Genomic DNA, 26,433 nt, shown 5'->3' on the forward strand with positions numbered 1-26,433 from the left:
GAGGCACGGACGGACCCGCATCCAGCGATTCCGACGATGACCAGGGGGACCCAACGATGCACACCCAGCACAGACGTTACGGGCGGTACGGACGGCGTTCGGCGACGGCTCTGGCGGCGCTCTCCCTGACCGGGGCGCTCGTCCTCACGGGCTGCGGCGCCGACGGCACCGCCTCGGACAAGGCGGCGGTCGCGGCGGATTCGAAGGGGCAGGAGGCCGCCGGGCAGGGTGGGGCGGCCGCTCCTGCCCCGGCGGCATCGGGCGCACCGGCTCCGGCCGCCGACAAGAACCAGCCGCAGGCTCCCGCCGCCCGCACGCAGATCATCCGGACGGCGACGCTGGGCGTGGAGACGGCGGACGTCCAGAAGGCGACGGCGGGCGCCCGGACGGCGGCGGAGAACGCGGGCGGGTACGTGGGCAACGAGACCACCGCCCGCGAACCCGGCGGGTCGATGACCTCGACGGTGACCCTGCGGGTGCCGGGCGAGCGCTTCGACGCGGTCCTGGCCGCGATGGAGGGCAGCGGAAAGCTGCTCGCCCGCAAGGTCGAGGCGCAGGACGTGACGCAGAAGGTCGCGGACGTCGACAGCCGGGTCAAGTCCCAGCAGGCGAGCGTGGTGCGGGTGCGCGAGATGATGGAGAAGGCCTCGGGGCTGACCGAGGTGGTCACGCTGGAGTCCGAACTCAGCAAGCGCCAGGCCGATCTGGAGTCGCTGCTCGCCCAGCAGACGGCGCTGAAGGACCAGACCTCGCTCGGCACGATCACGCTGACGTTCTCGGAGCCGGGGAAGCAGCCCGTCAAGGAGAAGGAGAAGCCGGATCCGGGCTTCTCCGACGCTCTGGCCGGCGGCTGGAAGGTCTTCGCCGCCGCGGTCCTGTACCTGCTGATGGCGCTCGCCGCGGCCTCGCCGTTCCTGCTCAGCGGCGCGTTCCTGCTGCTCGCGTTCCGGCAGTACCGCAAGTGGCGGCCGGCGCAGGAGAAGCCCGGCGCCGCGCGGCGCCTTCCCGCGCAGAGCGGGCCGAAGTGGCCGGGACACACGGCCGCCACTCCGGCGGAGCCCGCGCGCCCGGACGCGACGCCGCCGCAGGTCCAGGACTGATCACCCGTGCGCCCGTAGCGTGGGGCCCGCAGGCAACAGGCGGCGGGGAAGGACGGTACGGGCACATGGGGAACGGCACGGAACGGCTGGTGGTGGTCGGCGGTGACGCGGCGGGGATGTCCGCCGCGTCACAGGCCCGGCGGCTCAAGGGCCCGGCGGAGCTGGAGATCACCGCCTTCGAGCGCGGGCACTTCACCTCGTACTCCGCGTGCGGGATCCCGTACTGGATCGGCGGCCTGGTCGAAGGCCGGGACGAGCTGATCGCCCGGACGCCCGAGGAGCACCGCGCGCGGGACATCGACCTGCGGACGCGGACGGAGGTCGTGGAGCTGGACCTCGCGGGAGCGCGGGTGCGCGCCCGGGATCTGGAATCGGGTGCCGAGTACTGGACGGGGTACGACAAGCTCGTCCTCGCCACCGGCGCCCGCCCGGTCCGCCCCCGGCTGCCCGGCATCGGCGCGCACGGGGTGCACGGGGTGCAGACGCTGGACGACGGGCAGCGGCTGATGGCGGATCTGGAACGGACGGCGGGCCGCCGGGCGGTGGTCGTGGGCGCCGGCTACATCGGCGTGGAGATGGCGGAGGCGCTGCTCGGGCGGGGCTTCGAGGTCACCGTGCTGCACCGGGGCGAGCAGCCGATGTCCACGCTGGACCCGGACATGGGCGGGCTGGTGCACAGCGCGATGAACGCCATGGGCATCCGTACGGTCGCCCGCGCCGAGGTGACGGAGATCCTCACCGACGAGGAGGGCCGGGCCCGCGCGGTGGCCACGTCGGCCGGGGAGGAGTACCCGGCGGACGTGGTCGTCATGGGCATCGGCGTCGAGCCGCGCACGGCCCTGGCCCGCGCGGCGGGCCTGCCGCTGGGCGAGTCGGGCGGTCTGCTGACCGACCTCTCGATGCGGGTCCGCGGCCACGAGAACATCTGGTCGGGCGGTGACTGCGTGGAGGTCCTGGACCTGGTGGCGGGCCGCATGCGGCACATCCCGCTGGGCACGCACGCGAACAAGCACGGCCAGGTCATCGGCTCGGGCGTGGGCGGCGGCTACGCGACCTTCCCGGGCGTGGTCGGCACGGCCGTGAGCAAGGTCTGCGACCTGGAGATCGCCCGTACGGGCCTGCGCGAGCGGGACGCCCTGTCCGTCGGCCTCCGCTTCGTCACGGCGACGATCAGCTCGACGAACACGGCGGGCTACTACCCGGAGGCGGCGGAGATGACGGTGAAGATGCTGGCGGAACGCCGCACGGGCCGCCTCCTGGGCTGCCAGATCGTCGGCGGCGCGGGCTCCGCGAAGCGGGTGGACATCGCCGCGGTGGCCCTGACGGCCGGTATGACGGTGGACCAGATCGTCTCCCTGGACCTGGGCTACGCCCCGCCCTTCTCCCCGGTCTGGGACCCGGTGCTGGTCGCCGCCCGCAAGGCGGTGTCCGCGGTGCGGGCGGCGGGGGTCTAGTCGGTCCGGTCCTCGGCGGCGGCCGCGCCCGCGGCGGCGAGTTCGGAGCGGATCAGCTCCAGCAGGCGGCCCGTCCAGTTCCGGCCGCCGCGGGGGCCCTCGTCGCGCCAGAAGGGGGCGTCGGAGAAGCCGGTGTAGCGGATCGATCCCTCCCCCGTGGCGACCAGCAGTTCCGCGAGCCGCGGGTGCTGCCCGAACTTGGCCCGCAGCAGCGCCGCCATGACGGCGACCCTCCGGGCGGCCCAGTCCGTGCGCCCGGCGGCCGCTCCGCCCAGTTCCCGCGCCTCGCGGGCGTTCGCCGCGGCGCGGATCCGGTCGTGGTCGGCCCGGTCGGCGGCGAAGAGGGCCCAGTAGCCGTGCACCACGGTGGGGTAGGTCTCCCCTTCGTACGTGAAGGGGGCGTCGTAGTCGTTGCGCAGCGCGAAGGCTCCGAGCTCGGCCGGCCACCCCCGGGGGTACACGGTCTCGTGGAGGACGACCGGGGGCTGCGGGTCACCGACCGGCGCGTCCGCGTGACGGACAGCCTGCTCCCGCTCGGCGCGCTCGTCCCCGTCGGCGAAGTAGTCCAGGGCGTCCCGGTGCATCTCCGGCGTGGCCGCCGGACCGTCCCCGTCCACGGGCTCGCCGAGATCGGTCACCAGGATCCGCAGCGGCCGGTCCTGCCGGTCCATGTCGCCCAGGACGTAGACCCGCAGGTGGGCCGGGACGGCCAGGTACGCGTCGCGGAGCAGGGACCGGTTGGCCTCCGTGGTGTCCCGCTGGTAGCCGCTGATGGCCTCGTGGAGCAGGTCCACGGTGGTGGGCCGGCCCGCCAGCCGGGAGATCTCGTCGGCCACTTCCCCGAGGAAGCTCTCGTCGGTCAGCGGCTCGGGGTAACGGGCGAGCCACTTCGAAGGCGGCGGGGTCCACTCCCGGCCGTCCGGCCGGGAAAGTGCCAGCTTCCCCGATGCCAGCAGTCCCGCGAGCCCGGCGAGGTCGGTCGCCTCGTAGCCCCCGCGGCTGATCCTGCCGTCCGCGTAGACGAACAGGTCCTCGGGGTAGTAGTCGTCCTGCCAGTCGTGCTTGCGCCACACGAGGCGCCAGGCCCCGTCGATGGTTTCTCCGTCGGATATGCGAAACGTCGGCCCGTGCCATGTCATGCACGGCACGGTACCGACGTCGGTCAGGCTCGGGCCTAGACGGCCGTCTGGGTGTGGACGTAGTCCACCAGGCGGGTCAGGGCGTCCGGGTTCGTCGTCGGGAGGACGCCGTGGCCCAGGTTGAAGATGTGGCCCTCCAGGTCCGCCGCGGCGTCCAGCACCTCGCGGGTCTTGGTCTCCACCGCCTCGGTGGTGGAGAAGAGGACCGCCGGGTCCAGGTTGCCCTGGAGCGCCTTGCCGGGGCCGACCCGCTTGACGGCCTCGTTCAGGGAGACCCGGTAGTCGACGCCCATGACGTCCGCGCCGGCCTCGCCCATGAGGCCGAGCAGCTCGCCCGTGCCCACGCCGAAGTGGATGCGCGGGACCCCGTACGAGGCGACGGACTCCAGGACCTTCGCGGAGGCGGGCATCACCGAGCGGCGGTAGTCCGCCGGGGCGAGCGCGCCGACCCAGGAGTCGAAGAGCTGGATCGCGGAGGCGCCGGCCTCGATCTGGACCTTCAGGAAGGCGGAGGTGATCTCGGCGAGGCGGTCCAGCAGGTCGGCCCACAGCTCCGGGTCCCCGTACATGAGGGCCTTGGTGTGCTCGTGGTTCTTGGAGGGGCCGCCCTCGACCAGGTAGCTCGCGAGGGTGAAAGGCGCGCCCGCGAAACCGATCAACGGCGTGGAGCCCAGTTCACTCGTGAGCATGCCGATCGCCTCGGTGACGTACGAGACGTCCTCCGGGGTGAGGTCGCGCAGCTGTGCGAGGTCCTCGCGGCGGCGGATCGGCTGGGCCACGACCGGGCCGACGCCCGGCTTGATGTCCAGGTCGATGCCGATGGCCTTCAGCGGGACCACGATGTCGGAGAAGAAGATGGCCGCGTCCACGTTGTGGCGCCGGACCGGCTGCAGGGTGATCTCGGTGACCAGGTCGGGCCGCATGCAGGATTCCAGCATCTGCGTGCCCTCGCGCACCTTGCGGTACTCGGGGAGCGAGCGCCCCGCCTGCCGCATGAACCACACGGGGGTGTGCGGCACCGGCTCGCGCCGGCACGCCTTCAGGAAGGCGGAATCGTACGTCTGGCTCGGCGTGCCCGTGGGGCGGGTGTTGGCGCTCACGACTCAAATCTTCGCACGTATGAAGAAGTGCCCGGCCCGGCGCGGGTGTGGCTGCGCCGTACGGGCGCTCGTTCCGCCTAGTCTTCCCCGCATGGCTGCGGCTCAGGGACGATTTTCAGATGGCGCTGACGGTACGGACAGCGCGAAAGACAGCTCCGTCCCACTCCCGTTCCGGCGGGCGGTCGACGGCTTGAAGAAGGCGAGGCTGCGGCAGGGGATCGAGATCGATCCCACCAAACCGCCACAGAGGCTGGCACCCCACGCGTACGCGCTGGAAGCGGCGGTCGTGGACGGTGACGAGGACCTGGCAGACGGCCGGCTCATCCTCTTGCACGACCCGGCCGGGCACGACGCCTGGCAGGGCACCTTCCGGCTGGTGACGCTCGTACGGGCGGAACTGGAGCCGGAGATGGCCGTGGACCCGCTCCTCCCCGAGGTGTGCTGGTCCTGGCTGACGGGGGCGCTGGACGCGCGCGGGCTGACGTACGGGGAGGCGAGCGGGACCGTGACCATGGCCGCCTCGCACTACTTCGGCGGGCTCGGAGAGCGGCGGCCGGCGACGCAGATCGAGATCAGGGCCTCGTGGACGCCGCGCGAGGGGGTGGGCGGGGTGCCGGACACCGCCGCACATTTGTCGGCCTGGTGCGAACTGCTGTGTCAGATCGCGGGGCTGCCGCCGGTCGGACCGACCGAGACGGTGACCGGCGTGGTCTCACTGCCCCAGCGGCGCGGCCCCCATCACCCTCAGGGGTAATTCCGCGAGGCAGGGGGCGGCGCCGACCCGTGTCGCCCCGCACCCACCCGCACCGACCTGCACCGATCCGTGTCGACCCGCGCCCCGGCCGCGGGGCCGGATGTCGTTAGAGGGCGCCCGTTGCGGGCTTCTGATCACCCTATGATCGATCGTGCGTCCGAATTGCCCGAATTGTTACTCACCAAATCGTGATCATTCCCTAAAGCCGGGCGGGTGACGTGCCGAAGGAGTCATAGACCATCCGCACGGTTCGCACCGGCTTCCTTCCCCGAGCCGGCCGTCCCGCCACTCCCCCCCCCAGGAGGCCTAGGTGTCCGTTCTTCTCGAGCAGCCCGCAAGCCTGGTCGCCTACCGCCCGAACAAGCCGACGGCCATGGTCGTCGTGGCCGACCCGCGCGTACGCTCCACCGTGACCCGCCATTTGTGGGCCCTCGGAGTACGCGACGTGATCGAGGCTTCGTCCATCGCGGAGGCCCGTCCACGCATCGGCAGCCCGCGCGACATCTGCGTGGCCGACGTGCACCTGCCCGACGGTTCCGGTCTCACCCTGCTCTCCGAGACCCGCGCCGCCGGTTGGCCGAACGGCCTGGCCCTGTCCGCCGCCGACGACATCGGCGCCGTGCGCAACGCCCTCGCGGGCGGAGTGAAGGGCTACGTCGTCACCGGCACCCGGACCAACATCGGGCTCCCGTCCCGGCCCGGCGCCGCCCCCATCGGCGCCGCCGCGGCCCGTATGCACCGCCGCCCCCCGGGTGCCCCGAGCCACCCGGGCGGCTACCGAGAGCTCTCCGGCCGCGAGGTCGAGGTCCTGCGCCTCGTCGCGGAGGGCCAGTCCAACAAGGCCATCGGCGTTTCGATGGGCCTGTCCGCCCTGACCGTCAAGTCCCACCTCGCACGGATCGCCCGCAAGCTGGGCACCGGCGACCGGGCCGGGATGGTCGCCGTCGCCCTGCGGACCGGGATCATCCACTGACCCGGCCGATATCCCCCGAAGTCCCCCGGGAGAACTCCCGGAGAACCTGGGGAAACGTCCGTACTCCCCCCTCGCGCCCGTCGCCGGAACGTTCCGGCGACGGGCGCGGCGCATCCACGGATACCCTTGACCGGTGACCGACGCCCAAGAAACCGCAGCAGGCCTGCGCACCACCACCGGGGGCGGCCCCCCGGACGACGAGGTTTCGTCCGACGGGCTGCCGATTCCCTTGCTAGAACCCCGTGAGGGCATCCCTCCGGTGGTCGCCGACGCCGCCGCGCTCGCCGAGGTGGTCGCGGCCTTCGCCGCGGGCACCGGCCCCGTCGCCGTGGACGCCGAGCGCGCCTCCGGCTACCGCTACGGCCAGCGCGCCTACCTCGTCCAGCTGCGCCGCGAGGGTGCGGGCTCCGCGCTCATCGACCCGGTGGGCTGCCCCGACCTCTCCTCCCTCGGCGAGGCCCTGTCCGGCACCGAGTGGATCCTGCACGCCGCCACCCAGGACCTGCCGTGCCTGCGCGAAATAGGCATGGCACCCACCTCCCTCTTCGACACCGAGCTGGCCGGCCGCCTCGCCGGCTTCCCGCGGGTCGGACTCGGCGCGATGGTCGAGGGGGTCCTCGGCTACGTGCTGGAGAAGGGCCACTCCGCCGTCGACTGGTCGACCCGCCCGCTCCCCGAGCCGTGGCTGCGCTACGCCGCGCTCGACGTGGAGCTGCTCGTGGACCTGAGGGACGCGCTGGAGAAGGAGCTGGACCGGCAGGGCAAGCTGGAATGGGCCCACCAGGAGTTCGACGCCATCTGCGCCGCCCCGCCCGCGCCGCCGCGCAAGGACCCGTGGCGCCGCACCTCCGGCATGCACAAGGTGCGCCGGCGCCGGCAGATGGCCGTCGTCCGGGAGCTGTGGGAGTCCCGGGACCGCATCGCGCAGCGACGTGACGTGTCACCGGGCAAGGTGCTGGGTGACGCCGCGATCGTCGAGGCCGCGCTCGCGCTGCCGCTGAACGTGCAGGCCCTCTCCGCCCTGCCCGGCTACGGCCAGCGCATGGGCCGGCGCCAGCTGGACCAGTGGATGGCCGCCGTGGACCGGGCGAAGGCCCTGCCCGAGGCCGAGCTGCCGCAGCCGGGGGCGACCCCGGCGGGTCCGCCGCCGCCGCGTTCCTGGGCGGACAAGGACCCGGCGGCCGCGGCGCGGCTGGCCGCGGCCCGGACGGCCGTGTCGGCGCTGGCGGAGGGGCTGAACCTGCCGCAGGAGAACCTGATCACCCCCGACACGGTCCGCCGGCTGTGCTGGGAGCCGCCCGAGCGCCTGGAGGCGGACGCGGTGGCCGAGGCCCTGGCCGGCTACGGCGCCCGCCCGTGGCAGATCGAACAGGTGACGGCGGCGCTGACGACCGCACTGGCGACGACGCCGCCGCCCGAGCCGGAGCCGGAGCCGGCCGACTGAGGCGTCGCGCCGTGGCCCGAGTCGGCCGCCCGTGATCGCGTGCAAGAGCCCCCCGTCCTGTGGACGGGGGGCTCTTGTGCGTCCAGGTCCCTTCGGAGAGTCCGGTCCGCACATCTTTTGAACACGCTCAAAGTCTTGTAGTTTTTGAACGTGATCAAACACGGGTGGGGATACGAGGAGTGGGTGGCCGAGTTCGAGGCCGAGCGCGAGCGGCGGGCCGAGAGGGGCGATCCGGACTGGAGCCGGGTCCCGACGCTCCCCGCGGAGCTCACCGGAAGCCTGCAGCGGTTCCAGCTGGGAGAGGGCGGGGACGGCGCCGAGCTGGTCGCCAAGGCCGAGCGGGCGGGCGATCCGGTGTACGCGCGGGCCGTACGGCTCTTCGTGGCGGAGGAGCAGAACCACGCGCGGATGCTGGCCCGGCTCCTGGAGGCCGAGGGCGGGGGGACCCTGGCCGGTCACTGGAGCGATGCCGCCTTCGTCGGGCTGCGCAGGCTGCTCGGGCTGAAGGTGGAGCTGCTGGTGCTGATGGTCGCGGAGGCGGTCGCCCTGCGGTACTACGAGGCGGTGCGCGACGGAGCCGCCGACCCGCTGACCTCGGAGGTGGCGGGCCGGATCCACGCCGACGAGGTGCGCCACGTCCCCTTCCACTGCCTGCGCCTGCGCGAGGCCCTGGCGCCCCTGCCCGCCCCCGCCCGCCGGGCGGCGGCCCTGGCCTGGCGGGTCCTGCTCACCGGCGCGGCCGCCTTGGTCGCGGTGGACCACGGCCCGGCGCTGCGCACCCTGGGCGTCAGCCGCCGCGTCTTCGTGGCGGACACCGTCCGCTCCTCCTCCCCCATGGCCGCCGCCATGAGCGCGGACCGGCCCACCGCGCCGCGGCCCGGCCGGCGGGTCCTGCTCGGGTAGCGCCGGGGCCGCGATGACCGGTGCGGCGGCCCTGAGGGGCGGCCCGGCGGTCCCGAGGAGCGGGGCGGCGGAGTGTGACCTTCGCCGCTCCTCCCGTGGGGGCTGTGCATGCCGGTTACCGGCAAGTAGCATGGAGAGGTGAGCGGGCGCTCAGTAATGGGCACGCCCCCGCGCAGCAGTGCACACCCGCACCTGGAGGAGAGCCAACGTGCCTCGTACCGTCAGGGACGTCGTCTTCGTCGACGGCGTCCGCACCCCGTTCGGCAAGGCGGGCCCGAAGGGCATCTACAACGAGACCCGCGCCGACGATCTCGTCGTCAAGGCGATCCGGGAGCTGCTGCGCCGCAACCCGGACCTGGACCCCGCGAAGATCGACGAGGTCGCCATCGCCGCGACCACGCAGATCGGCGACCAGGGCCTGACGCTGGGCCGTACGGCCGGCATTCTCGCGGGCCTCCCGCAGTCCGTCCCGGGCTACTCGATCGACCGCATGTGCGCCGGCGCGCTCACCGCCGTGACCGCCGTCGCGGGCGGCGTGGCCTTCGGTGCGTACGACGTCGCCCTCGCCGGCGGTGTCGAGCACATGGGCCGCCACCCCATGGGCGAGGGCGTGGACCCGAACCCGCGCTTCGTATCCGAGAAGCTGGTCGACGAGTCCGCCCTGTTCATGGGCATGACCGCCGAGAACCTGCACGACCGGTACCCGACGATCACCAAGCTCCGCGCCGACGAGTACGCCGTGCGCTCGCAGGAGAAGGCCGCCAAGGCGTACGCCGACGGCAAGATCCAGCAGGACCTGGTGCCGATCTCGGTGCGCAACAACAACGAGGCGGCCGGTGAGACGGGCTGGGGCCTGGTCACCGCCGACGAGCCGATGCGTCCGGGGACCACCCTGGAGAACCTGGCGGGCCTCAAGACCCCGTTCCGGGTCCACGGCAACGTCACCGCGGGCAACGCCGCCGGTCTCAACGACGGTGCCACGGCCGCGATCATCGCGTCCGAGGACTTCGCCCGCGAGAACAACCTCCCGGTCAAGATGCGCCTGGTCTCGTACTCCTTCGCGGGTGTCGAGCCGGAGGTCATGGGCTACGGCCCGATCCCGGCCACCGAGAAGGCGCTGGCCCAGGCCGGTCTGACGATCGACGACATCGGCCTCTTCGAGGTCAACGAGGCCTTCGCGGTCCAGGTCCTCGCGTTCCTGGAGCACTACGGCATCGCCGACGACGACGCCCGCGTCAACCAGTACGGCGGCGCCATCGCCTTCGGTCACCCGCTCGCCTCCTCGGGCGTGCGCCTGATGACCCAGCTGGCCCGCCAGTTCGAGGAGCAGCCGGAGGTCCGCTACGGCCTGACCACCATGTGCGTCGGCTTCGGCATGGGCGCCACGGTCGTCTGGGAGAACCCGAACTTCACCGCCGAGGGAGACAGCAAGTGAGCACCACCACCACTGAGCTCCTGAAGGGCGCGGCCGAGCTGTTCCCGGACGAGGTCGTCACGCGCGCGCTCGTACGCCACCTGGACCTGCCCTTCGGCGCCGGGCGCTTCGCGCTCGTCACGCTGGACAACGGCCTGGACCACACCAAGCCGACCACCTTCGGCCCGCAGTCCCTCGCCAACCTGAACGCGGCGATCGACCAGGTCGAGCAGGAGGCCCTCGCGGGCTCCATCGTCGGTGCGGGCCTGACCGGCAAGCCGTTCATCTTCGCGGTCGGCGCCGACCTCAAGGGCGTCGAGCTGCTGAAGAAGCACGACGAGGCGCTCGCCATCGGCAAGGGCGGCCACGACGTCTTCAAGCGCCTCGCGGCGCTGGCCGTCCCCACCTTCGCGTACTACAACGGCGCGGCGATGGGCGGCGGTGTCGAGGTCGGTCTGCACTGCACCTACCGCACCGTCTCCAAGGCCATCCCGGCCTTCTCCCTGCCCGAGGTCTTCCTCGGCCTGGTTCCCGGCTGGGGCGGCTGCGCCCTGCTGCCGAACCTGATCGGCGCGGACCGCGCGGTCTCGGTCATCATCGAGAACTCGCTGAACCAGAACCGCCAGCTCAAGGGCAAGCAGGTCTTCGAACTCGGCATCGCGGACGCGCTGTTCGAGGGCGCGGACTTCCTGGAGCAGTCGCTCCTGTGGACCGCCCGTGTGCTGAAGGGCGAGACCGAGGTTGTCCGCGACGAGATCGACCGCGGCGAGGCCTGGGACGCGGCGGTCGCCCGCGGCCGCTTCATCGCCGACTCCAAGGTGCACGGCGCGGCCCCGGCCGCCTACCGCGCGCTGGAGATCATCGAGGCTGCCAAGGACGGCGACCTGCAGAAGGGCTTCGACGCCGAGGACACGGCCCTGGCCGACCTCATCATGGGCGGCGAACTGCGCTCCGGCATCTACGCCTTCAACCTGGTCCAGAAGCGCGCCAAGCGCCCGGCCGGCGCCCCGGACAAGAACCTGGCCCGCCAGGTCACCAAGGTCGGCGTCGTCGGCGCGGGCCTGATGGCCTCGCAGCTGGCGCTGCTGTTCCTGCGCCGCCTGGAGGTGCCGGTGGTCCTCACCGACATCGACCAGGAGCGCGTGGACAAGGGTGTGGGCTACGTCCGCGCCGAGATCCAGAAGCTGCTGGGCAAGGGCCGCATCAACCAGGACAAGGCCAACCGCCTGACCGCCCTGGTGACCGGCGTCCTGGACAAGGCCGAGGGCTTCGCGGACGCGGACTTCATCATCGAGGCCGTGTTCGAGGAGATGTCCGTCAAGCAGAAGGTGTTCGCGGAGGTCGAGGCGGTCGCCCCGGCGCACGCGATCCTCGCCACCAACACCTCCTCGCTGTCGGTCTCGGAGATGGCCTCCAAGCTCCAGCACCCGGAGCGCGTGGTCGGCTTCCACTTCTTCAACCCGGTCGCGATCCTCCCGCTGCTGGAGATCGTCCGCGGCGAGCAGACCGACGACGCCTCGCTGGCCACGGCCTTCGGTGTCGCGCGCAAGCTGAAGAAGACCGCGGTCCTCACCAAGGACGCCCCGGCGTTCGTCGTGAACCGCATCCTGACCCGCTTCATGGGCGAGATCCAGAACGTCATCGACGAGGGCACCCCGGTGGTCACCGCCGAGAAGGCCATCGAGCCGCTCGGCCTGCCGATGTCCCCGCTGGTGCTGCTGGAGCTCGTGGGCCCGGCGATCGGTCTGCACGTGTCCGAGACCCTGAACCGCGCCTTCCCGGAGCGCTTCACCGTCTCGCCGAACCTGGCTGCCGTCGTCAAGGCCGGCAAGCGCGGGTTCTACACGTACGACTCCGGTAGGCCGGAGCTGGACCCCGAGGTCGCCGCCCTCCTCGTACAGGGCGATGTCGTCCTGACCGAGGAGCAGGTCCGCGACCGCGTCCTGGACGCGGTGGCGCAGGAGATCGGCCTGATGCTGGAGGAGGGTGTCGTGGCCGAGGCCCAGGACATCGACCTCTGCCTCATCACGGGCGCGGGCTGGCCCTTCCACCTGGGCGGCATCACTCCGTACCTGGACCGCGAGGGCGTCTCCGAGCGGGTGAACGGCAAGAAGTTCCTGGCCCCGGGCCTGGCGAGCGTTCCCGTCTAACCCCTGCGACACCGGTTCGACTGCTCCCGTACCAGGCCCTCGGGCCGGGTGCGGGAGCAGTTTCGTCCGGGCTCCTGCCGCGGCCGCGGTGACCGTGACCGTGGCCGTGACCAAAAGCGTCTCGAACGTCACAGACGGGCCTGGAGTTCCGGGGTCGACCTCGGGATGGGCCTCTCGGTAGACTTCCGGGGCTTCCGGCAGGCGGCGACGGATATCAACAGGGGCAGGAAAGCACACTTCATGAACTCAGAACTTCCTCCGCTCGTGCCGAATGCGGCGGCCATCGACCGGCGCGCGATCGTATCGGGAACCGACACGACCGGCCTGGTGCCCGTGGAGTACAAGTTCCGCCCCGCCGAGGGCGACGCCCGCCACCTCATCGTCGTCTTCTCCGGTTTCGCCGCGCCCCAGGGCTACCATTTCGCCGGAAAGTCGCTGAACGGTCTGCGTGCGAACGTTCTGTGGATCCGTGACCACTTCGACGAGCACTACAGCTATTACATGTGCCGGAACATGTCCTTCGACATCGAGTTCTCGGTGCTCTCGCTCATCGACCGCACCCTGGCCGGCCTGAATCTGACCCGGAACGACGTCAGTCTCCTCGGAGTCTCCAAGGGCGGCAGCGCGGCGCTGTACTACGGGCTGAAGTACGGGTTCCGCAACATCGTCTCCGTGGTTCCGCAGTTCCTCATCGGCGACTACGTGCGCGACCGGGCGGACACCGGCCGGTACATGCTGGGCGCCGACATGCCCCAGATGAACGTGGACGCGCTCAACGGCGCCATTCCCGAACTGCTGAAGACCTACGGCGCCCAGGGCCACAACGTCTATCTCTTCACCTCTGAAGCGGACGAGCAGTATCCGATCGAGATCGCACCGCATCTGAACCTTTTCTGGAACTGCCAGAATTTCAATGTGGTCCGGACGAAGTCCGAGATGGTCCGCGCGCACGGCGAGGTCTCGGGATACAACATGCCGCTGGTGAGCGGCCTGCTGGCCGCCCTCACCGACGGCGCCGAACCCCGGCTGGGATTCCTGGAGAACGGCTCCGTTCCCGATCCGGCGGCGCGCCGGCACACCCTGATGCAGCGGCGTCAGTCGGACACCCTGCTGGCCGTGGTGAACAAGCAGGACATCCGCGCGAACTACCTCCAGATCAGCGGCCACGCGTTCATCCCCGGCGAATCGGCCTACGGCGAGGTCCAGACCTTCAAGCACCTGGTCGTCGAAGGCGGCGGAAAGACCTGGGAATTCCCGCTCTCCGTGACCCCCGCCAAGCACACCTACAGCCTGTACTTCGACCAGTACGCCTGTGATTACGTCAACGGCGGCTTCGAACCCGAGCACCCCAACGGCATAGCCATGACCGGCATACCCGGCGGCAGGTTCGACCTGTCGATACGGGTGACCAGCCCGTCCGAGGGCATCGACCGGCGGACCCCGCTGGTCGCCCGGCGCCCCTTCGACCTGCGCCGGCCCTTCGGCTCGATCGAGATCTGCCTGACCGGCGACGAGAAGAGCGTCAAGCTCGTACGGCGCCCGATCATCGGGCACGTATCGCAGGAGACCGCCTTCTCGCTGGAGAAGACCTGGCAGAAGGGCCGCGTCCTGCACGTCGAGGGCGTGTTCTTCATCCACGGCCTGGACGCCTCCCAGCACGGCCATGCCACCTACTACATGGTGCTGCGCAGCCCCAAGGCCACCTACTCGTTCCGCCTCGGCATCTCCGGCAAGGCCGCGGTGATCCGGCCCCACATGCGGCGCGGCGATTTCAACAGCTACGACTTCGGCTACTTCGCCACCTCGGGCTACAAGGGCATCGACCTGAAGACCGCGGCGGCCGGCGAGTACGAGGTCTTCATCTCGATGAGCCGCGGCGGGGCCATGTTCTCCGCCCCCGCGGGCACGGTCCGCCTCGACTGACCGGTCCGGTCCTCGCACGAGGCGGACGGACGCACGGCGGAAGGGGGGACGAGCGCAGGCTCGTCCCCCCTTCCGCCGTGCGTCTATTCCTCGAAGATCCCGATCCCGTTGGAGACCGGCCGCTCGGTGACGTCGTCCTTCGCGCCGCCCCGGGGGCGGTTGCGGAGTTCGCCGTTCACGATCATGGTGGTGGATCCGCCACCGTCCAGGTTGACCGCGTCGACAGCGCCCAGCGAGAGCATGAACCGGGCCGCTTCGGCGAGGGTGGCACCGGCGCTCACTCCCACCTCCCGGCCGTCGATGGTGACGAGCAGCAGGGTGCCGTCCGCCTTCACCCCCGCGAGGGTGCGCGGGTTGGGCTTGCCCCCCGCCGCGTCGGAGGCGACGGTGACCTCGCCGTTCCTGAGCAGCCGGTGACTGCCGCCGACGGCCGTGTCGACCGGCTCGCCGATGGGCAGGCCCGCCCCGTCCGTCATCTCCTGCGCCACGTCGATGTGGCTGCCCTTGAGCACGTGGCCCTGCAGCCACCCGGCGGCGGGGCCGATGCCGTACAGGGTGCTGCCGCCCGCCGGGATCCGGCCGCCCGCCGGAACCCGCACCTCACGGACCGTGCCGTCCGCGGTCAGCACGGCCTCCGCGCTGCGCGGCGGGCCGGGCGGGGTCCGGGTCGACCACTGCTCGGTGAACTGGACGATCTCGTCACCATCGGTGCACAGCCCCGTGTACGGGTCGGACATGGGCTCCTCGGTGGTGGCGATCCGGTCGCCGCCGACGCCGCCGCAGCCGAGCACCCGGCCGGGCACCCGGTTGACTCCGTCCAGTTCGCGCTCCGCGGTGTCCTCGGCGCGCAGCCGGCCGATGGTCTGCGTCTCCTCCACGCGCGCCACCAGCCGCCCCTGCTCGTAGCCGAGCAGCAGCGCGGCCCGGCCGTTGCTCGCCTCGCTGAGGATCTTCCCGTTCTCGGCGTAGAGGCCCAGGGGGTCTCCGTCGTAGCCGGCGAACTGGCGTCCCGTGTCGATGTCGAAGAACGAGCCGTTGACGGCCGCACGGGCCCCGGAGCCCTTCGCCATGTCCCGTACGGTCGTGGTCCCGGCGAGCTCCTTGCTGTGGATGCCGGCCACCCGGGCCTTGGCGTCGGGGCTGACGCTCAGCACCTTGACGGCGGAGGAGCCCCTGCGGCCGAACTCCTGGGAGGTCTCGCTGTACTCCACGCCTTGGGGCAGGTGGAGGTCGACGACGGCGCTCGGCGAGGGCGCCGGGCGGGCGTCGTCGGGTGCGGCGGTGCAGGAGGTGGCCGCCACGGCCAGGCAGAGCAGGGCGGCGACGGTGGTGCGTCTAGCCATGCCGGACCGGCAATGCTCCGGGCAGGGCGAGGTCGCCGACGTACACGGTGACGTCCGACCAGACCGTGTTGCCCCCGGCGTCCTCGTAGCGGCAGGAGAACCGGTCGTACCCGAGGTACGAGGGGTGGGGCTGGTAGGTGACCGCCCCGTCCGGGGTGCAGCTGATCATCCCGCCGCGGGCCAGGGAGACCCCGGTCAGCCGCAGCCCGGGGGCCGGGCTCTCGGCGGGCAGCACGGCCCGCGTTCCGGGGTGCAGCTTCAGGACGCGTCCGGGCAGGGCGTAGCGGCGGACGTAGAAGCACTGGTCGTGGACGACCGCGCAGGCGACGAGCTTGTCCCCCTGGGCCGGCATGATGCCCACGATGACCTTCGGGATCAGGACCGATCCGTCGGCGGTGTCCTTGCCGATCTTCACGGTTCCGACGGCGGTGCGCGGCTCGTCGCCCGTGGCGAAGGTGGTGAAGCGCCCGTTGGTCAGGTGGCGCAGCCCGTCCAGCTTCTCGAAGGTCGCGACGTCGCCGAACATCTCGTCGAGCAGATAACCGTAGGTGCGGAACGAGCCGCCGGTCGCCGTGATGCTCATCGCGACCTGGAACTCCTGTCCCGGGGCGACCGGGAGCGCGGGGTCCACCTCGGACACCAGGTCGAGCACGCCGGTGCGGCCCTCGTGGGAGACCCACGCCCGGACGAGCGGATACCAGTCGGTCATCGTCGTACCTCCGCGACCCGTTCCTTGGTCTGCTGGTCGAAGACTTCGTCGGGCAGGAACTCGACGGCGCGCTCCGGATCGAACTGGGACTGAAGATTGCGGAAGTACGGGGGCGGCAGCAGCTCGTGGGCCTGCATCTCCCCCGCGATGAAGCGGGAGCACTCCACCGCGCCGTGGGCGCGCAGGTGGGTGTTGTCCCCGACACCGTCCGGGTAGTTGGGATGCTCGCCCGGATCCAGGTAGAGGAAGATCTGCTTGGTTCCCTCGGGGCCGGCGTGCCGCCACCAGGCGACACTCCATTCGTTCAGGTCGATCAGCGGCACCGTGAGCTGGGCCGCGACCTCCCGCATGGCCGCCGGGTACAGGGTCAGCGGGCGGCGCATGTTGGCGAACTTGTCGAAGACGCGGCGCTCGTGGCTGGTGACGAGGACCGGGTGGATGCCCCGGTCGCGCGCCGCGTGGACGTACTCGCGCAGGAAGGCCTGGTACTCCTTGAACGGCTCGGTGAAGCGGCCGTCACCGGGCTTCATGTCGATGAGTCCGAAGGAGATGAGCATCAGGTCGCCGGGAGCCGCGTTCTCCAGGATCCAGGCGAGTCGCCCGCGCTCCAGGAAACTGCGGGTGCTCGAACCGGCGCGCGCGCAGTTGATCACCTCGGCGCCCTGCACGAACAGCTGCAGGGTCTGGCCCCATCCCACCATCGGGGCCATGCTGGCCTGCCGGCTCGTGACGCTGGAGTCGCCGGCGAGGAAGATTCTCGTCATGCTTTCGTGCACTTCCTATCAGAACTCGCCGAAGCCCCGTGCTCCGAGATAGAGCTGAGCCCGCTGGTCGCCGACGGCATTCGCGTCCATCGTCTCGATGACCTGGTAGGCGCGCTCGCAGTTGGAGGTGTCGCGCAGGACGAAGAACTCCTCGGCGCGCCGGCGGTACTGGGGTTCCACCTCGAAGTTCCGCTCGATGGTGGCGATGATCTCGTGCACCGCCTGGTCGACGGTGCCGCAGGCCGGGCCGAAGCCGTCCCGCGCGAGGTCGAAGTAGCCGCGCTTGTAGTGCTTGGTGTAGAAGGACTCGTCGTCGAAGTTCGTGTAGACGATGGGCTTGCCCATGTAAGCCACGTCGAAGAACACCGACGAATAGTCCGTCACCAGCATCGAGCACTCGCGCATGGCGAGCTGCACGTCGCGGCCCGTGGTCGACACGCTGATCGACGGGTGGTCGATCTTGAAGTGGTGGAGGTAGGGCCGGATCTCGTAGTGCGGCATGAATTCCAGCTCGACGCCGTAGTACTGGGCGGCGCTCAGCAGCCGCTCGTTGCGCAGCAGCGCGGAGAAGAACCGGTAGTACTCGGACGCCGCGAACGGGATCTCGGGCTTGGCCGCCTTGTTGTACGAGGGCGCGACGATGTCGCGGCGCCAGGTCGGCATGACCAGGATCCGCCGCGGGCCGCGCACCGGCTCCAGGGCGTCGAACCGGGGCAGGCCGGTCGCCGCCACGCGCGCGTAGCCGTAGCCGCAGTGCTCGGCGTAGTACGAGCGCTCGCTGCGTCCCGTGGTGAGCACCATGTCGACGTTGGTGGCCTGGCCGTGGATCGAGGCGACGACGTCGTTGTAGACGACGCCGTGCTGGAGGAACACCCGCTTGTAGCGCAGCAGGTCGCCGTAGCCGCGCAGGAAGGCGCGCTTGAGGAGACCGGGGAAGCCGAGGTAGGCCTCCAGGTCGTACGCGTTGATCAGGCGTTCCGCGTGGAGCAGGTAGGCGCGGTGCTTCCACGACATCCGGTCGATGACCTGGCCGTACTTGGCCACCTTGTCCCAGTCGGGGGAATCGCCGTTGATCGAGTAGTAGACCTTGGTCTTGGGGCGGTTCTGCCGGATCCACTTGAACAGGTGGTAGCTGTTGTCCTGGGCGGTGTCCTCGCGTTCACCGATGATCCAGATGCCCCGGTTGTGCAGGTAGGGGTACGTCAGCCAGTACATGAGGCGGGTGCGCCAGCCGGGCCGTCCGGGCAGCGAGTTGCGCAGCTCCCACTTGAAGCGGCGCAGCTTGTCCTTGGACCGGGCCGCGAAGCCGCGTACCCAGCGGACGGTGACCTGCTCGTCGTCGTCGATGGACAGGACGAAGCGCTGCCGGCCCTCGGTGTGGACGCCCTTGAAGCGGTGCAGCATCTGGCGGGCCGCCAGCGGGACGTCGTGGTGGCGGTCCCGGTCGATGACCCGGATCACCATGCTCAGCTCGGTGTTGGCCAGCTTGTCGAGGGTGCCCGGGCGGGCGGTGGCGCGCCAGCCGGAGAACCAGTCCTGGTTCTTGCGGGTGCGCCAGCGGTCGCGGCGGTAGTTCTGCTCCAGGGGGAGCGTCACCTCGCGCTGCCCGTCGGAGAGCACGAGCTGGATCCGGTTGGTGTACCGGGCGTTGATGTCCACGCCGGAGAGGACGAGGAGCCCCTCGAAGTGGATCTCGCCGTCGGTCCAGTCGAAGGTCTCCAGGACGGCGCTGGCCCGCGGAACGCGCAGCAGCGTGGTGCGCACCGGGTCGGACACGAGTCTTCGGTAGACGCCCTCTTCGTCGAGGAAGAGCGTGGGAAGGTACTCCGGCGCTCCCAGCGGGTCCGCGAAGAGGTCGAGGTTGCCCGTGACGATCGCGTGGTGCTGGACCTTGGACTGCGGGTGGACGGCGTACTGGAGGATCACGTCGTCGGGGATCTGGCTGTAGACCGAACCCAGCAGGGGCAGGACCGAGGCGAGCTCGGGCCTGCTCATGATGCGGTGCATGTTGCGCACGTAGGGCTGGAGGGTACGGACGACGAAGCGCTGGGCCAGGACGACGGTCCGCGGCGGGGCGCCCTGGACCGAGGCCAGGACGTGCGCGGCCAGCCGGACCCGGTCCACCGTCTTGACGGGGTCGTTCCAGGGCGAGTCGAAGAGCGAGTTCTGGTTCTCCTCGTCCCGCTCGAAGAAGCGGGCGTTCTGCGCGATCGCCACGCTCCGCGCGTACAGCACGGCCGGGACGGTGAACCAGTCGTCCTCCAGGCCAGGGCCCGGGCCTCCGCGGAAGCCGTGCTCCCGGATGTAGGAGGTCTTGAACAGCTTCCCGCCCAGCAGCGTGGAGAAGACGAGGTACGGCGCGTCGGACAGGCGGCGGACCGAGGTCTTGGAGGTGAAGTACCGCTGCCACGGCTCGTCGTCGCTGCGCCAGGGGCCGGGGAAGTTGTCCGCCTGGCCGGCGACGACGTCGGCGCCCTTGACCCGGCGGCCGGCCGAGAGCAGCCGGCCGATGGAGTCCTCGCCGAGGATGTCCCGGGCGCGCGAGAACATCACGTAGGGGGCGACGGCGTACTGCAGGCCGTGGTCGAAGGCCGCGCTGGCGCCGAGGCTGTGCTGGGTGACGACGCCCGCGTTGGGGTAGTAGGCGGCGAAGGCCGCGAGCTGCCGTGCGGTGCTGTCGTTCGACCCGTCGTCGACGAACACCACCTGGGTGCGGGCGAAGCTGCGCTGGGCCACGAGCGAGGAGAGGAACTCGCGCAGGTGGTACTCGTCGTTGTGGCAGTGGACCACGAGCGTGGCGGCGTAGCTCTCGGGCAGTTCCACGGGCCCGGTGGGGGCGACGTCCTGCCACCACAGCCACGGGGTGCCCCGGTCCGAGGTCTTGACCCGCTGTTCCCCGGTCTCCGGGCGCAGGCCCAGGTTGCCGCTGACGGTCTCGTAGACCTCGAAGACGCCCGCGTCGCAGGAGTGCCGCATGCTGCTGACGTCGACGCCGCTGATGTTCAGCGCCGTGGAAGCGCGCTCGCCGGCGTGCCGGAGCTGGACGAAGAAGTTCCAGTTGCCGACGCGCTCGGTCTTGTCCAGGGTGGACTTGAGGTCGATGGTGGTGTGGTACCGGATCCAGTCCTTGTCGATCTCCACACCGGAGACGGGGAAGTGGTGGTCGGCCTTGGTGCTGCGGCGGCGCAGCACGGCGATGATCTCGACCTTGTCGTCGGCGGCGAACCGGCTGAACTGGTTGCGGATCGCGCCGGAGATGTGCAGCTCGCCGTCGACCATCTCGATCGACGCGGCCTTGTTGTACATGCGGGAGTCGGCGAGCTTGTGCCCGGTCAGCTCCAGCTCGGTGACTTCGAGGAAGCGCTCGGCATTGGGGTAGCCGAGCAGCGACCCGGACCAGAACACCCTGCCGTCGCGCTCCACGATGTCGGAGCTGATGACGCTGCGGCGCTTCATGTAGTCGGAGGCCGACACGGCGATGTCGACGCGTCCGTGCATGAGGCCGAAGGCGCGGATGCGCTCCATCGGGCCGCACAGTTCGAAGGTGCCGGGGTCGAGGCTGTGCAGGTACGGGGCCACGGCCGCGAGGAACCCGCTGTGGAAGGCGTGGTCGCCGGTGCGCAGCTCGGGCGTGTAGAGCCGCAGGTCGTGCGAGAGGAACTTGGAACCCTTGCGGGCCAGCAGGTCCGGGCGGCCGACGCTGCGCAGGAAGCTGTCGGTGTACTGGTGCACCAGGACGCGGTCGCTGATGCTGCGCAGCTCGTGGCGGCGGTTGGTGATCGACGGCTGGTCGGACTCCCGCTCCCACATCCACCGGTAGACGGGGGTGGCGAGGATGGTGAAGGAGCGCGCGTAGAAGTTCGCGACCGTGGAGAAGTAGGTGTCCTCGAAGTAGACGCCCTCGGGGAAGCGGATGCCGTGGTTGTCGAGGAAGTCCCTGCGGTACAGCTTTCCGGCGGCGATCGGGTCGTCGATCAGCTCGGGCATGCCGCCCAGGCCCGCGACCGTCTGGTCGGCGGGGTAGAGCTGGGGCTGCCAGACGGTGAGCTCGTCCGTGGCGTGGTTGATGCGCACGACACGGCCGGCGGTGATCTCGGAGCCCGTGACGAGCGCCGAGGACAGGAGCGTCTCGGCCGCCTTGAGCGGCAGCTCGTCGTCCGCGTCGAGGAACATCACGAACTGGCCGGAGGCCGCCTCGATGCCGTTGTTGCGGGGTGCGCCGCAGCCGCCGCTGTTCTGCGGCCGCTCGATGACCCGCACGCGCCCGTCCTGGGCGGCGAACTGGTGGGCGAGGGCCAGGGTGCCGTCGGTGGAGCGGTCGTCGACGACGAGGACCTCGATGCCGCGGTGCGTCTGCCCCAGGGCCGACTGGAGGGCCCGCGCCAGCGTGGCGCTGGCGTTGAAGGCCGGTATGACGATGGTGACGCCGTAGTGCGATATGTCGACCGGGAAGCTCATCGAGAGTAGTGCTCCGGTTCGACGTAGCCCGGCCGCAGGGCCTGGGCCGGAATCTTGGAGAGCTGCATGGTGTCCGTCACGGCGCCCGTGTACTCGTTCGGGTAGGGCGCGGGGTACGGCACGAAGCCCGGGTCCTCGTACGGCTCGGGGGCGGGGAACCGCTGGGCGGCCTCCACGACCTCCTGCAGCTCCTCATCGCCGCGGCGGCGGTGACGGCCGGCGTGCAGGTGCGGGGCTATGGAGCCGGCGCGCGAGGGGATGTTGCCCGGGTCGAGGCGTTCCATCGTGCGCGTGAAGTCGCGGGTGGAGAGCCAGAACTTGAACATGATGACGAGCTCGAAGCCGCCCATCAGCACGGCCGACGCGGCCGTGGTCCACAGGATGTGGCCGATGACGGGGCCGATGATGAAGATGAACATCTGGAACTCGATGCCGCTGATGAGGTGCGGCCGGATGCGGCTCTGCACCAGGGCGTGGCGGAACCGGGCGTACCAGGGGAACCGCGTGCGGAACTGCTCGTGGAGGTCGATGACCTCGGACTGCTCCGCCTGCGCGCTCTGGGCCTTGAGCTCGTCCGCCTGTCCCAGGGGGTTCTCGCGCAGCAGGTCCTCGATGAAGACGACCTTGCGCTCCTCCTCCTCGACCCCCTGCTCCGCCTGGCGGGCGAGGGTGACGGCTTCGATCTTGCCGCGCATGGACATGCGCATCTTGTAGATCTGGAGGGCGTCGACGTAGCGGAGCATGTCGAGGAAGATCACGACCAGGGCCGCGAGCAGGTAGACCTCTTCGTCGTGCTGCAGGAACTGCCCGCCCATCAGGGCGAGCGCGCAGAACAGGACGCGGATGCGGTCGAAGACGTAGTCGAGCCAGCCGCCGAAGACGGTGCCGTTGCCCTTGAGGCGGGCGAGCTTGCCGTCGATGCAGTCGAGGATGAAGCTGAGGTGGTAGAGCGCCGCGCCTATGCACAGCGACATCCAGTCGGCCTGGAGGAAGAAGAAGGCCGAGCCGAGGCCCACGAAGAGAGCGGCCCACGTCACCCGGTTCGGCGTGACGAAGTTCCACCGCGCCAGGACGACGAGCATGCGCGTCGCTATCGGGTCGACCAGAAGGACCGTCCACCAGGCGTCCCGCTTTTTGCAGGTGAGCTTCTGGACGGCCTTCAGAGACAGCTTGGACATAACCCCTCAGTCGTCGACACAGTGAACCGGGCGTGCAGGCGGGACCTTCACCCTGTGATCACTCGTGACGGCAAGTGGCCGCCACTGTGACGCCAACCGTCCACTTATGGTTCAGGTAAAGGGCGTTCTTTGACCTTACCAACACGTCGATGACGCGAGCTAGCGCGCAAGTCGACAGCTACCGTCGTCAAACCCACATATGAATTGACGAAACGGCCGCTATAGGACACTCCACGGAGTGAACTCCAGGCCATCAGATCCCAGTTGCTGCCGGGCCACCCGCAGCCTTCCGTCCATCCCCACCGTGACGATCACCACACGGCCCCGGGCGTCGAAGGCGGCCGCGGGCGGGACGATCGAGCGCTCGCCCGATTCGGACCACCACACTCCCGTATCCGGGCGCCCGTCCGGGTGGGCGCCGATCGACGGCACTCCCCCGTGGCCCCCGCGCACGAGCACGGTGCAGCCCCAGCCCTGGATGTCGGCGCCCGCCACCCCGGTGACCGGGCCGTCCCCGTCGGGCCCGCCGAGGCCGATCGGCGCGTGCGCACCCGGCCACCAGACGCAGACCTCGTTCGTCATCGAGTAGCGGAACCGCACCAGCCCGGACTCCGGAGCCGCCGAAAGGCTGCCGGGGCGCAGGCTCACCGGGATCCGGCTGTCCTCCTGCCACGCCGAGGCCGGGTCCCCGAGGTACCAGTGCACGGCGGCGTCCGCGTCGCGCGCCCGGGCCACCAGGTGCACACCGCCGTCCGGCGCCGCGAAGGCGGTCATCTCGTCGGCCACCTTCTGCCCGCGCAGGGCGTCCCAGCGGCTCAGCGCGCCCTTCGGCGACTGCTTGCGCACGCTGACACCGTGTCCGAAGTTGCGGACGAAGACGTGCATGAAGCCGTCGCCGGAGAAGGCGGCGGCCGGGAAGCCGACCGAGCGGGCCACCTGCCAGTTCGGGGCGTGGGGGTTGCCCAGCGGGACCCAGGGCCCGAGGGGCCGGCCGGTCTGGTACTGGGCGGCGCACACCACCTCGATGTCAGCGCCGCCCTCCTTGCGCTTGGTCCGGCTCAGGCCGATCAGGTACGCGTAGCCGTCGGGCCCCTGCAGCACGTTCAGCCCGGGCATGAGCTCCGGTCCCCCGAGCAGCTCGGGTCCGCTCCACGGCTCGGCCTCGGTGCGGCCCTCGGTCCACCGCACGACACCGGCGGCCGTGGGCAGGTAGGCGGACAGCCGGCCGTCCTTGCCGCTGACCAGCCATTTGGCGGGCATCGGATACCGGGCGGCGCTCTCGGGAGGCAGTGCGGCGTCCGATCCGGCCCGGCGGCAGTCGACGAAGACGGGGGTGCCGACGTCCAGCTGGTAGCGGCGGGCGGCCCTGAGCGCGCTGCGCGCGGCCCGGCCTCGCGCGGCCGGCTCGTTGACGATGGGGAGCTTGCGCTCGGTGTCGAAGGAATCGTGCGCGGGATCCGGGTCGAGGGTCCGTACCCGTACGGGACCGGTCTCGTGGAGGACATCGAGGATCTGCCCTGTGATGTTCCCCGCTCCGGCGTCGAGCACGAAGGGCTCTCCGGAGAACCTGCAGCCGCGCCGGGCAGCCCCGGCCATGGCCGATTCCAGCGCCCGGTACTCGGTCGCGCTGCCGTCCGCGAGGCAGACGACCTCGATCACCGCACCGTCCGGCTCGGAGGCGATCAGAGGGATCGCCTCCCCGGGCGTGGCAACGACGATCACCACCGGAGCGGCCTGGACCGCCGCACCTCGGGGGGCCGCCGACGTCTGCTCACGGGAGGTGTCACCGCGTCTCGCACGACGTCCGGTTGATCGGACCATTGCTCTGCTCCCCCTTCCTCTCACGGACTGCGCACATCTGTCCCACACCGGCCACGAAGACGATAGGCGCTCTCCCGTTCGAGTTGGAAATCTGCCTATAGTGCAGCGGCATCCGGCCCACCGCGCCGTCCGTCAGCCGACCGAGGCCCTGAGGATTCGAGCAGTATGACCCAACAGACCGCCACACCCAGTCACCGGAGCACCGGGCGGCGAGGAGTGCGTCCGCCCAGGTCACGCGGACGCCGCGCGATGAAGATCGTCCTGGTGGTGGTGGTCCTGCTCCTGCTCGGGGCCGCCGGCACGGGCTGGTGGGCATACAACCACCTCAACGGAAACATCGACAGCGTCGACCTGAACCAGCAGATCGGCGCCGACAACCGGCCGGCGAAGGTTCCGGACAGCGGGCAGAACATCCTGGTGCTCGGCTCGGACTCGCGCGACGGCGCCAACGGTGAGCTCGACAAGGGCGACGTCAGCGGCTCCCGCTCGGACACCAACATGCTGGTGCACATACCCGAGGGCCGTAAGAAGGCCACCGCGATCAGCATCCCCCGTGACACCCTCGTGACCCGGCCGGACTGCAAGGACAAGAACGGCAAGACGATCGCCGGCGCGAACCGCGTCATGATCAACGGCGTCATCGGCACCGCCGGCCCGGCCTGCGTCGTCAAGACCATCGAGAAGATGTCCGGCGTCCGCATCGACCACCTGGTGAAGGTGGAGTTCGCCGGCTTCAAGGAGCTCGTGGACGCCCTCGGCGGCGTGGACGTCACCCTCGACAAGCCCATCAAGGGCGGTCTGAACCTCGACGCGGGCACGCACCGCCTCAACGGCACGGACTCGCTCAAGTTCGTTCGCACCCGCCACGGTTACGGCGACGGCAGCGACCTCGGACGCATCGATCTGCAGCAGAAGTTCATGATCGCGATGCTGTCCGAGATCAAGAAGCAGGACGTCCTCAGCAGCCCCGCCCGGCTCTACAAGCTCGCCGACGCCGGCACCAAGGCGCTGACCACCGACGCCGAACTCGACTCCCTCAAGGGTCTGTCGGACTTCGCCCAGAGCATGAAGGGCGTGGACCCGGAGACCATGGAGACGATCATGCTCCCGGTCGCCTACGACAAGATCGACATCAACCGCGTCGTCGCCGTGGAGCCGCAGTCCGGCCAGCTGTGGGAGGCCCTGCGCAACGACCAGCCGATCCCGGCCTCGGCGAAGAAGTCCCCCGCCACCGGCGGCTGACCCGCCCCGCCTCCGTCGCGTGGCGCCGGCCCCCCGCGGGCCGGCGCTACGCGCCGTTCGCGCCCAGCTCCGCACGCCAGTCGCCGCTCGTGTGCCACTGCCCCGGCGGGTACTCGAACCGCACCTCACCGAGGAGCACGAACCCCGCCGCGCGGCACACCGCGCTGGACGCCGCGTGGTCGACGGCCGGGAAGGCGTGCAGGTGGCGGCGGGTGCCGTGGACGCCCGCGTGGGCGATGACCGCCCGGGCCGCGCGGGCCGCGAGGCCCCGGCCCTGGAACTCGGGGAGGATGCCCCAGCCGGCCTCATAGACCTCCTCCCCCTGCCAGTGGCGCTCCCAGAAGCCGACGCTGCCCACGCTCTCGCCGTCGGCGACGACCCGGAACATCCGCCCGGCCCCCGGCTCCCGCGCGCTCAGCGCCAGGTAGCGCCGGTGCCGGTCGCGGAGCTTGGCCTCCGTCTCCGGGCCGCCCAAGTGCTCCGTCATGGCCGCCTCGTTCTTGCGCAGCAGCAGCCAGAAGTCGTCTTCCGCCCAGGGTTCCAGTCCTACGGTGATCTCCATGC

19 protein-coding genes are annotated in these 26,433 nt (G+C 70.8%); 10 read left to right on the forward strand and 9 right to left on the reverse strand.

From position 1 onward, the window contains the following. Nucleotides 1-56 precede the first annotated feature (56 nt). Entirely contained in the window at nt 57-1,100 is a 1,044-nt protein-coding gene (locus OG276_RS07435) for a DUF4349 domain-containing protein (RefSeq protein WP_266903678.1), read from the forward strand. 65 nt (nt 1,101-1,165) lie between these two features. Further along, the gene (locus OG276_RS07440) at nt 1,166-2,554 is read left to right on the forward strand and encodes an FAD-dependent oxidoreductase (RefSeq protein WP_266903679.1); all 1,389 of its coding nucleotides are present in this window, start codon (nt 1,166-1,168) and stop codon (nt 2,552-2,554) included. Here OG276_RS07440 and OG276_RS07445 read toward each other — a convergent pair. Continuing rightward, complete coding sequence (locus tag OG276_RS07445) at nt 2,551-3,693, reverse strand: NADAR family protein (RefSeq protein WP_266903680.1); 1,143 nt, start codon at nt 3,691-3,693, stop codon at nt 2,551-2,553. The two genes, OG276_RS07440 and OG276_RS07445, sit on opposite strands and share 4 nt — an antisense overlap. A gap of 35 nt (nt 3,694-3,728) precedes the next feature. After that, nucleotides 3,729-4,793 carry a uroporphyrinogen decarboxylase gene (gene hemE / locus OG276_RS07450; RefSeq protein ID WP_266903681.1) on the reverse strand — a complete coding sequence of 355 codons (1,065 nt, stop codon included), beginning with the start codon at nt 4,791-4,793 and terminating at the stop codon, nt 3,729-3,731. 91 nt (nt 4,794-4,884) lie between these two features. On the opposite strand from hemE, the gene OG276_RS07455 reads away from it, so the two are divergent. The 7 genes from OG276_RS07455 (at nt 4,885) to OG276_RS07485 (ending at nt 14,354) form a co-directional block, all read left to right on the forward strand. Next, on the forward strand, nt 4,885-5,547 hold the full coding sequence (locus tag OG276_RS07455) for a DUF3000 domain-containing protein (protein ID WP_243331447.1): 663 nt from the start codon (nt 4,885-4,887) through the stop codon (nt 5,545-5,547). 310 nt (nt 5,548-5,857) lie between these two features. Then, nucleotides 5,858-6,520: a response regulator transcription factor gene (locus tag OG276_RS07460; RefSeq protein ID WP_214956508.1), complete on the forward strand. Its 663-nt coding sequence runs from the start codon at nt 5,858-5,860 to the stop codon at nt 6,518-6,520. A gap of 133 nt (nt 6,521-6,653) precedes the next feature. After that, complete coding sequence (locus tag OG276_RS07465; RefSeq protein ID WP_266903682.1) at nt 6,654-7,964, forward strand: ribonuclease D; 1,311 nt, start codon at nt 6,654-6,656, stop codon at nt 7,962-7,964. Nucleotides 7,965-8,108: 144 nt separating this feature from the next. Then, nucleotides 8,109-8,867 (forward strand): ferritin-like domain-containing protein, encoded by a 759-nt coding sequence (locus tag OG276_RS07470; RefSeq protein WP_266903683.1) that lies wholly within the window; start codon nt 8,109-8,111, stop codon nt 8,865-8,867. 208 nt (nt 8,868-9,075) lie between these two features. Then, nucleotides 9,076-10,302, forward strand: coding sequence for an acetyl-CoA C-acyltransferase (locus OG276_RS07475; protein ID WP_112447308.1), 1,227 nt, complete (start codon nt 9,076-9,078; stop codon nt 10,300-10,302). Then, entirely contained in the window at nt 10,299-12,431 is a 2,133-nt protein-coding gene (locus OG276_RS07480) for a 3-hydroxyacyl-CoA dehydrogenase NAD-binding domain-containing protein (RefSeq protein WP_266903684.1), read from the forward strand. The genes OG276_RS07475 and OG276_RS07480 overlap by 4 nt, the downstream gene beginning before the upstream one ends. Before the next feature lie 240 nt (nt 12,432-12,671). Continuing rightward, nucleotides 12,672-14,354, forward strand: a complete 1,683-nt coding sequence (locus tag OG276_RS07485; protein WP_266903685.1) for a hypothetical protein — start codon at nt 12,672-12,674, stop codon at nt 14,352-14,354. Between the two features lie 83 nt (nt 14,355-14,437). Here the strand turns inward: OG276_RS07485 and OG276_RS07490 are convergent, their stop codons facing one another. The 6 genes from OG276_RS07490 to OG276_RS07515 form a co-directional block, all read right to left on the reverse strand. Then, nucleotides 14,438-15,697, reverse strand: coding sequence for a phosphodiester glycosidase family protein (locus OG276_RS07490; RefSeq protein ID WP_266903686.1), 1,260 nt, complete (start codon nt 15,695-15,697; stop codon nt 14,438-14,440). After that, nucleotides 15,690-16,406 (reverse strand): Ig-like domain-containing protein, encoded by a 717-nt coding sequence (locus OG276_RS07495; RefSeq protein ID WP_266903687.1) that lies wholly within the window; start codon nt 16,404-16,406, stop codon nt 15,690-15,692. The genes OG276_RS07490 and OG276_RS07495 overlap by 8 nt, the downstream gene beginning before the upstream one ends. Beyond that, nucleotides 16,403-17,170 carry a rhamnogalacturonan acetylesterase gene (locus tag OG276_RS07500; protein WP_266903688.1) on the reverse strand — a complete coding sequence of 256 codons (768 nt, stop codon included), beginning with the start codon at nt 17,168-17,170 and terminating at the stop codon, nt 16,403-16,405. The genes OG276_RS07495 and OG276_RS07500 overlap by 4 nt, the downstream gene beginning before the upstream one ends. An 18-nt stretch (nt 17,171-17,188) precedes the next feature. Next, nucleotides 17,189-21,628 (reverse strand): glycosyltransferase, encoded by a 4,440-nt coding sequence (locus tag OG276_RS07505; RefSeq protein WP_266903689.1) that lies wholly within the window; start codon nt 21,626-21,628, stop codon nt 17,189-17,191. Beyond that, nucleotides 21,625-22,806, reverse strand: a complete 1,182-nt coding sequence (locus OG276_RS07510; protein ID WP_266903690.1) for a CDP-alcohol phosphatidyltransferase family protein — start codon at nt 22,804-22,806, stop codon at nt 21,625-21,627. The genes OG276_RS07505 and OG276_RS07510 overlap by 4 nt, the downstream gene beginning before the upstream one ends. Before the next feature lie 219 nt (nt 22,807-23,025). Then, nucleotides 23,026-24,531, reverse strand: coding sequence for a hypothetical protein (locus tag OG276_RS07515; protein WP_266903691.1), 1,506 nt, complete (start codon nt 24,529-24,531; stop codon nt 23,026-23,028). Between the two features lie 345 nt (nt 24,532-24,876). On the opposite strand from OG276_RS07515, the gene OG276_RS07520 reads away from it, so the two are divergent. After that, entirely contained in the window at nt 24,877-25,869 is a 993-nt protein-coding gene (locus tag OG276_RS07520) for an LCP family protein (protein WP_266903692.1), read from the forward strand. Nucleotides 25,870-25,915: 46 nt separating this feature from the next. Here OG276_RS07520 and OG276_RS07525 read toward each other — a convergent pair whose 3' ends face one another. Further along, nucleotides 25,916-26,431, reverse strand: coding sequence for a GNAT family N-acetyltransferase (locus tag OG276_RS07525; protein WP_266903693.1), 516 nt, complete (start codon nt 26,429-26,431; stop codon nt 25,916-25,918). Between the last annotated feature and the right edge of the window lie 2 nt (nt 26,432-26,433).

Origin of the sequence: Streptomyces sp. NBC_00086, from assembly GCF_026343255.1 — a bacterium.
Lineage (GTDB): Bacteria > Actinomycetota > Actinomycetes > Streptomycetales > Streptomycetaceae > Streptomyces.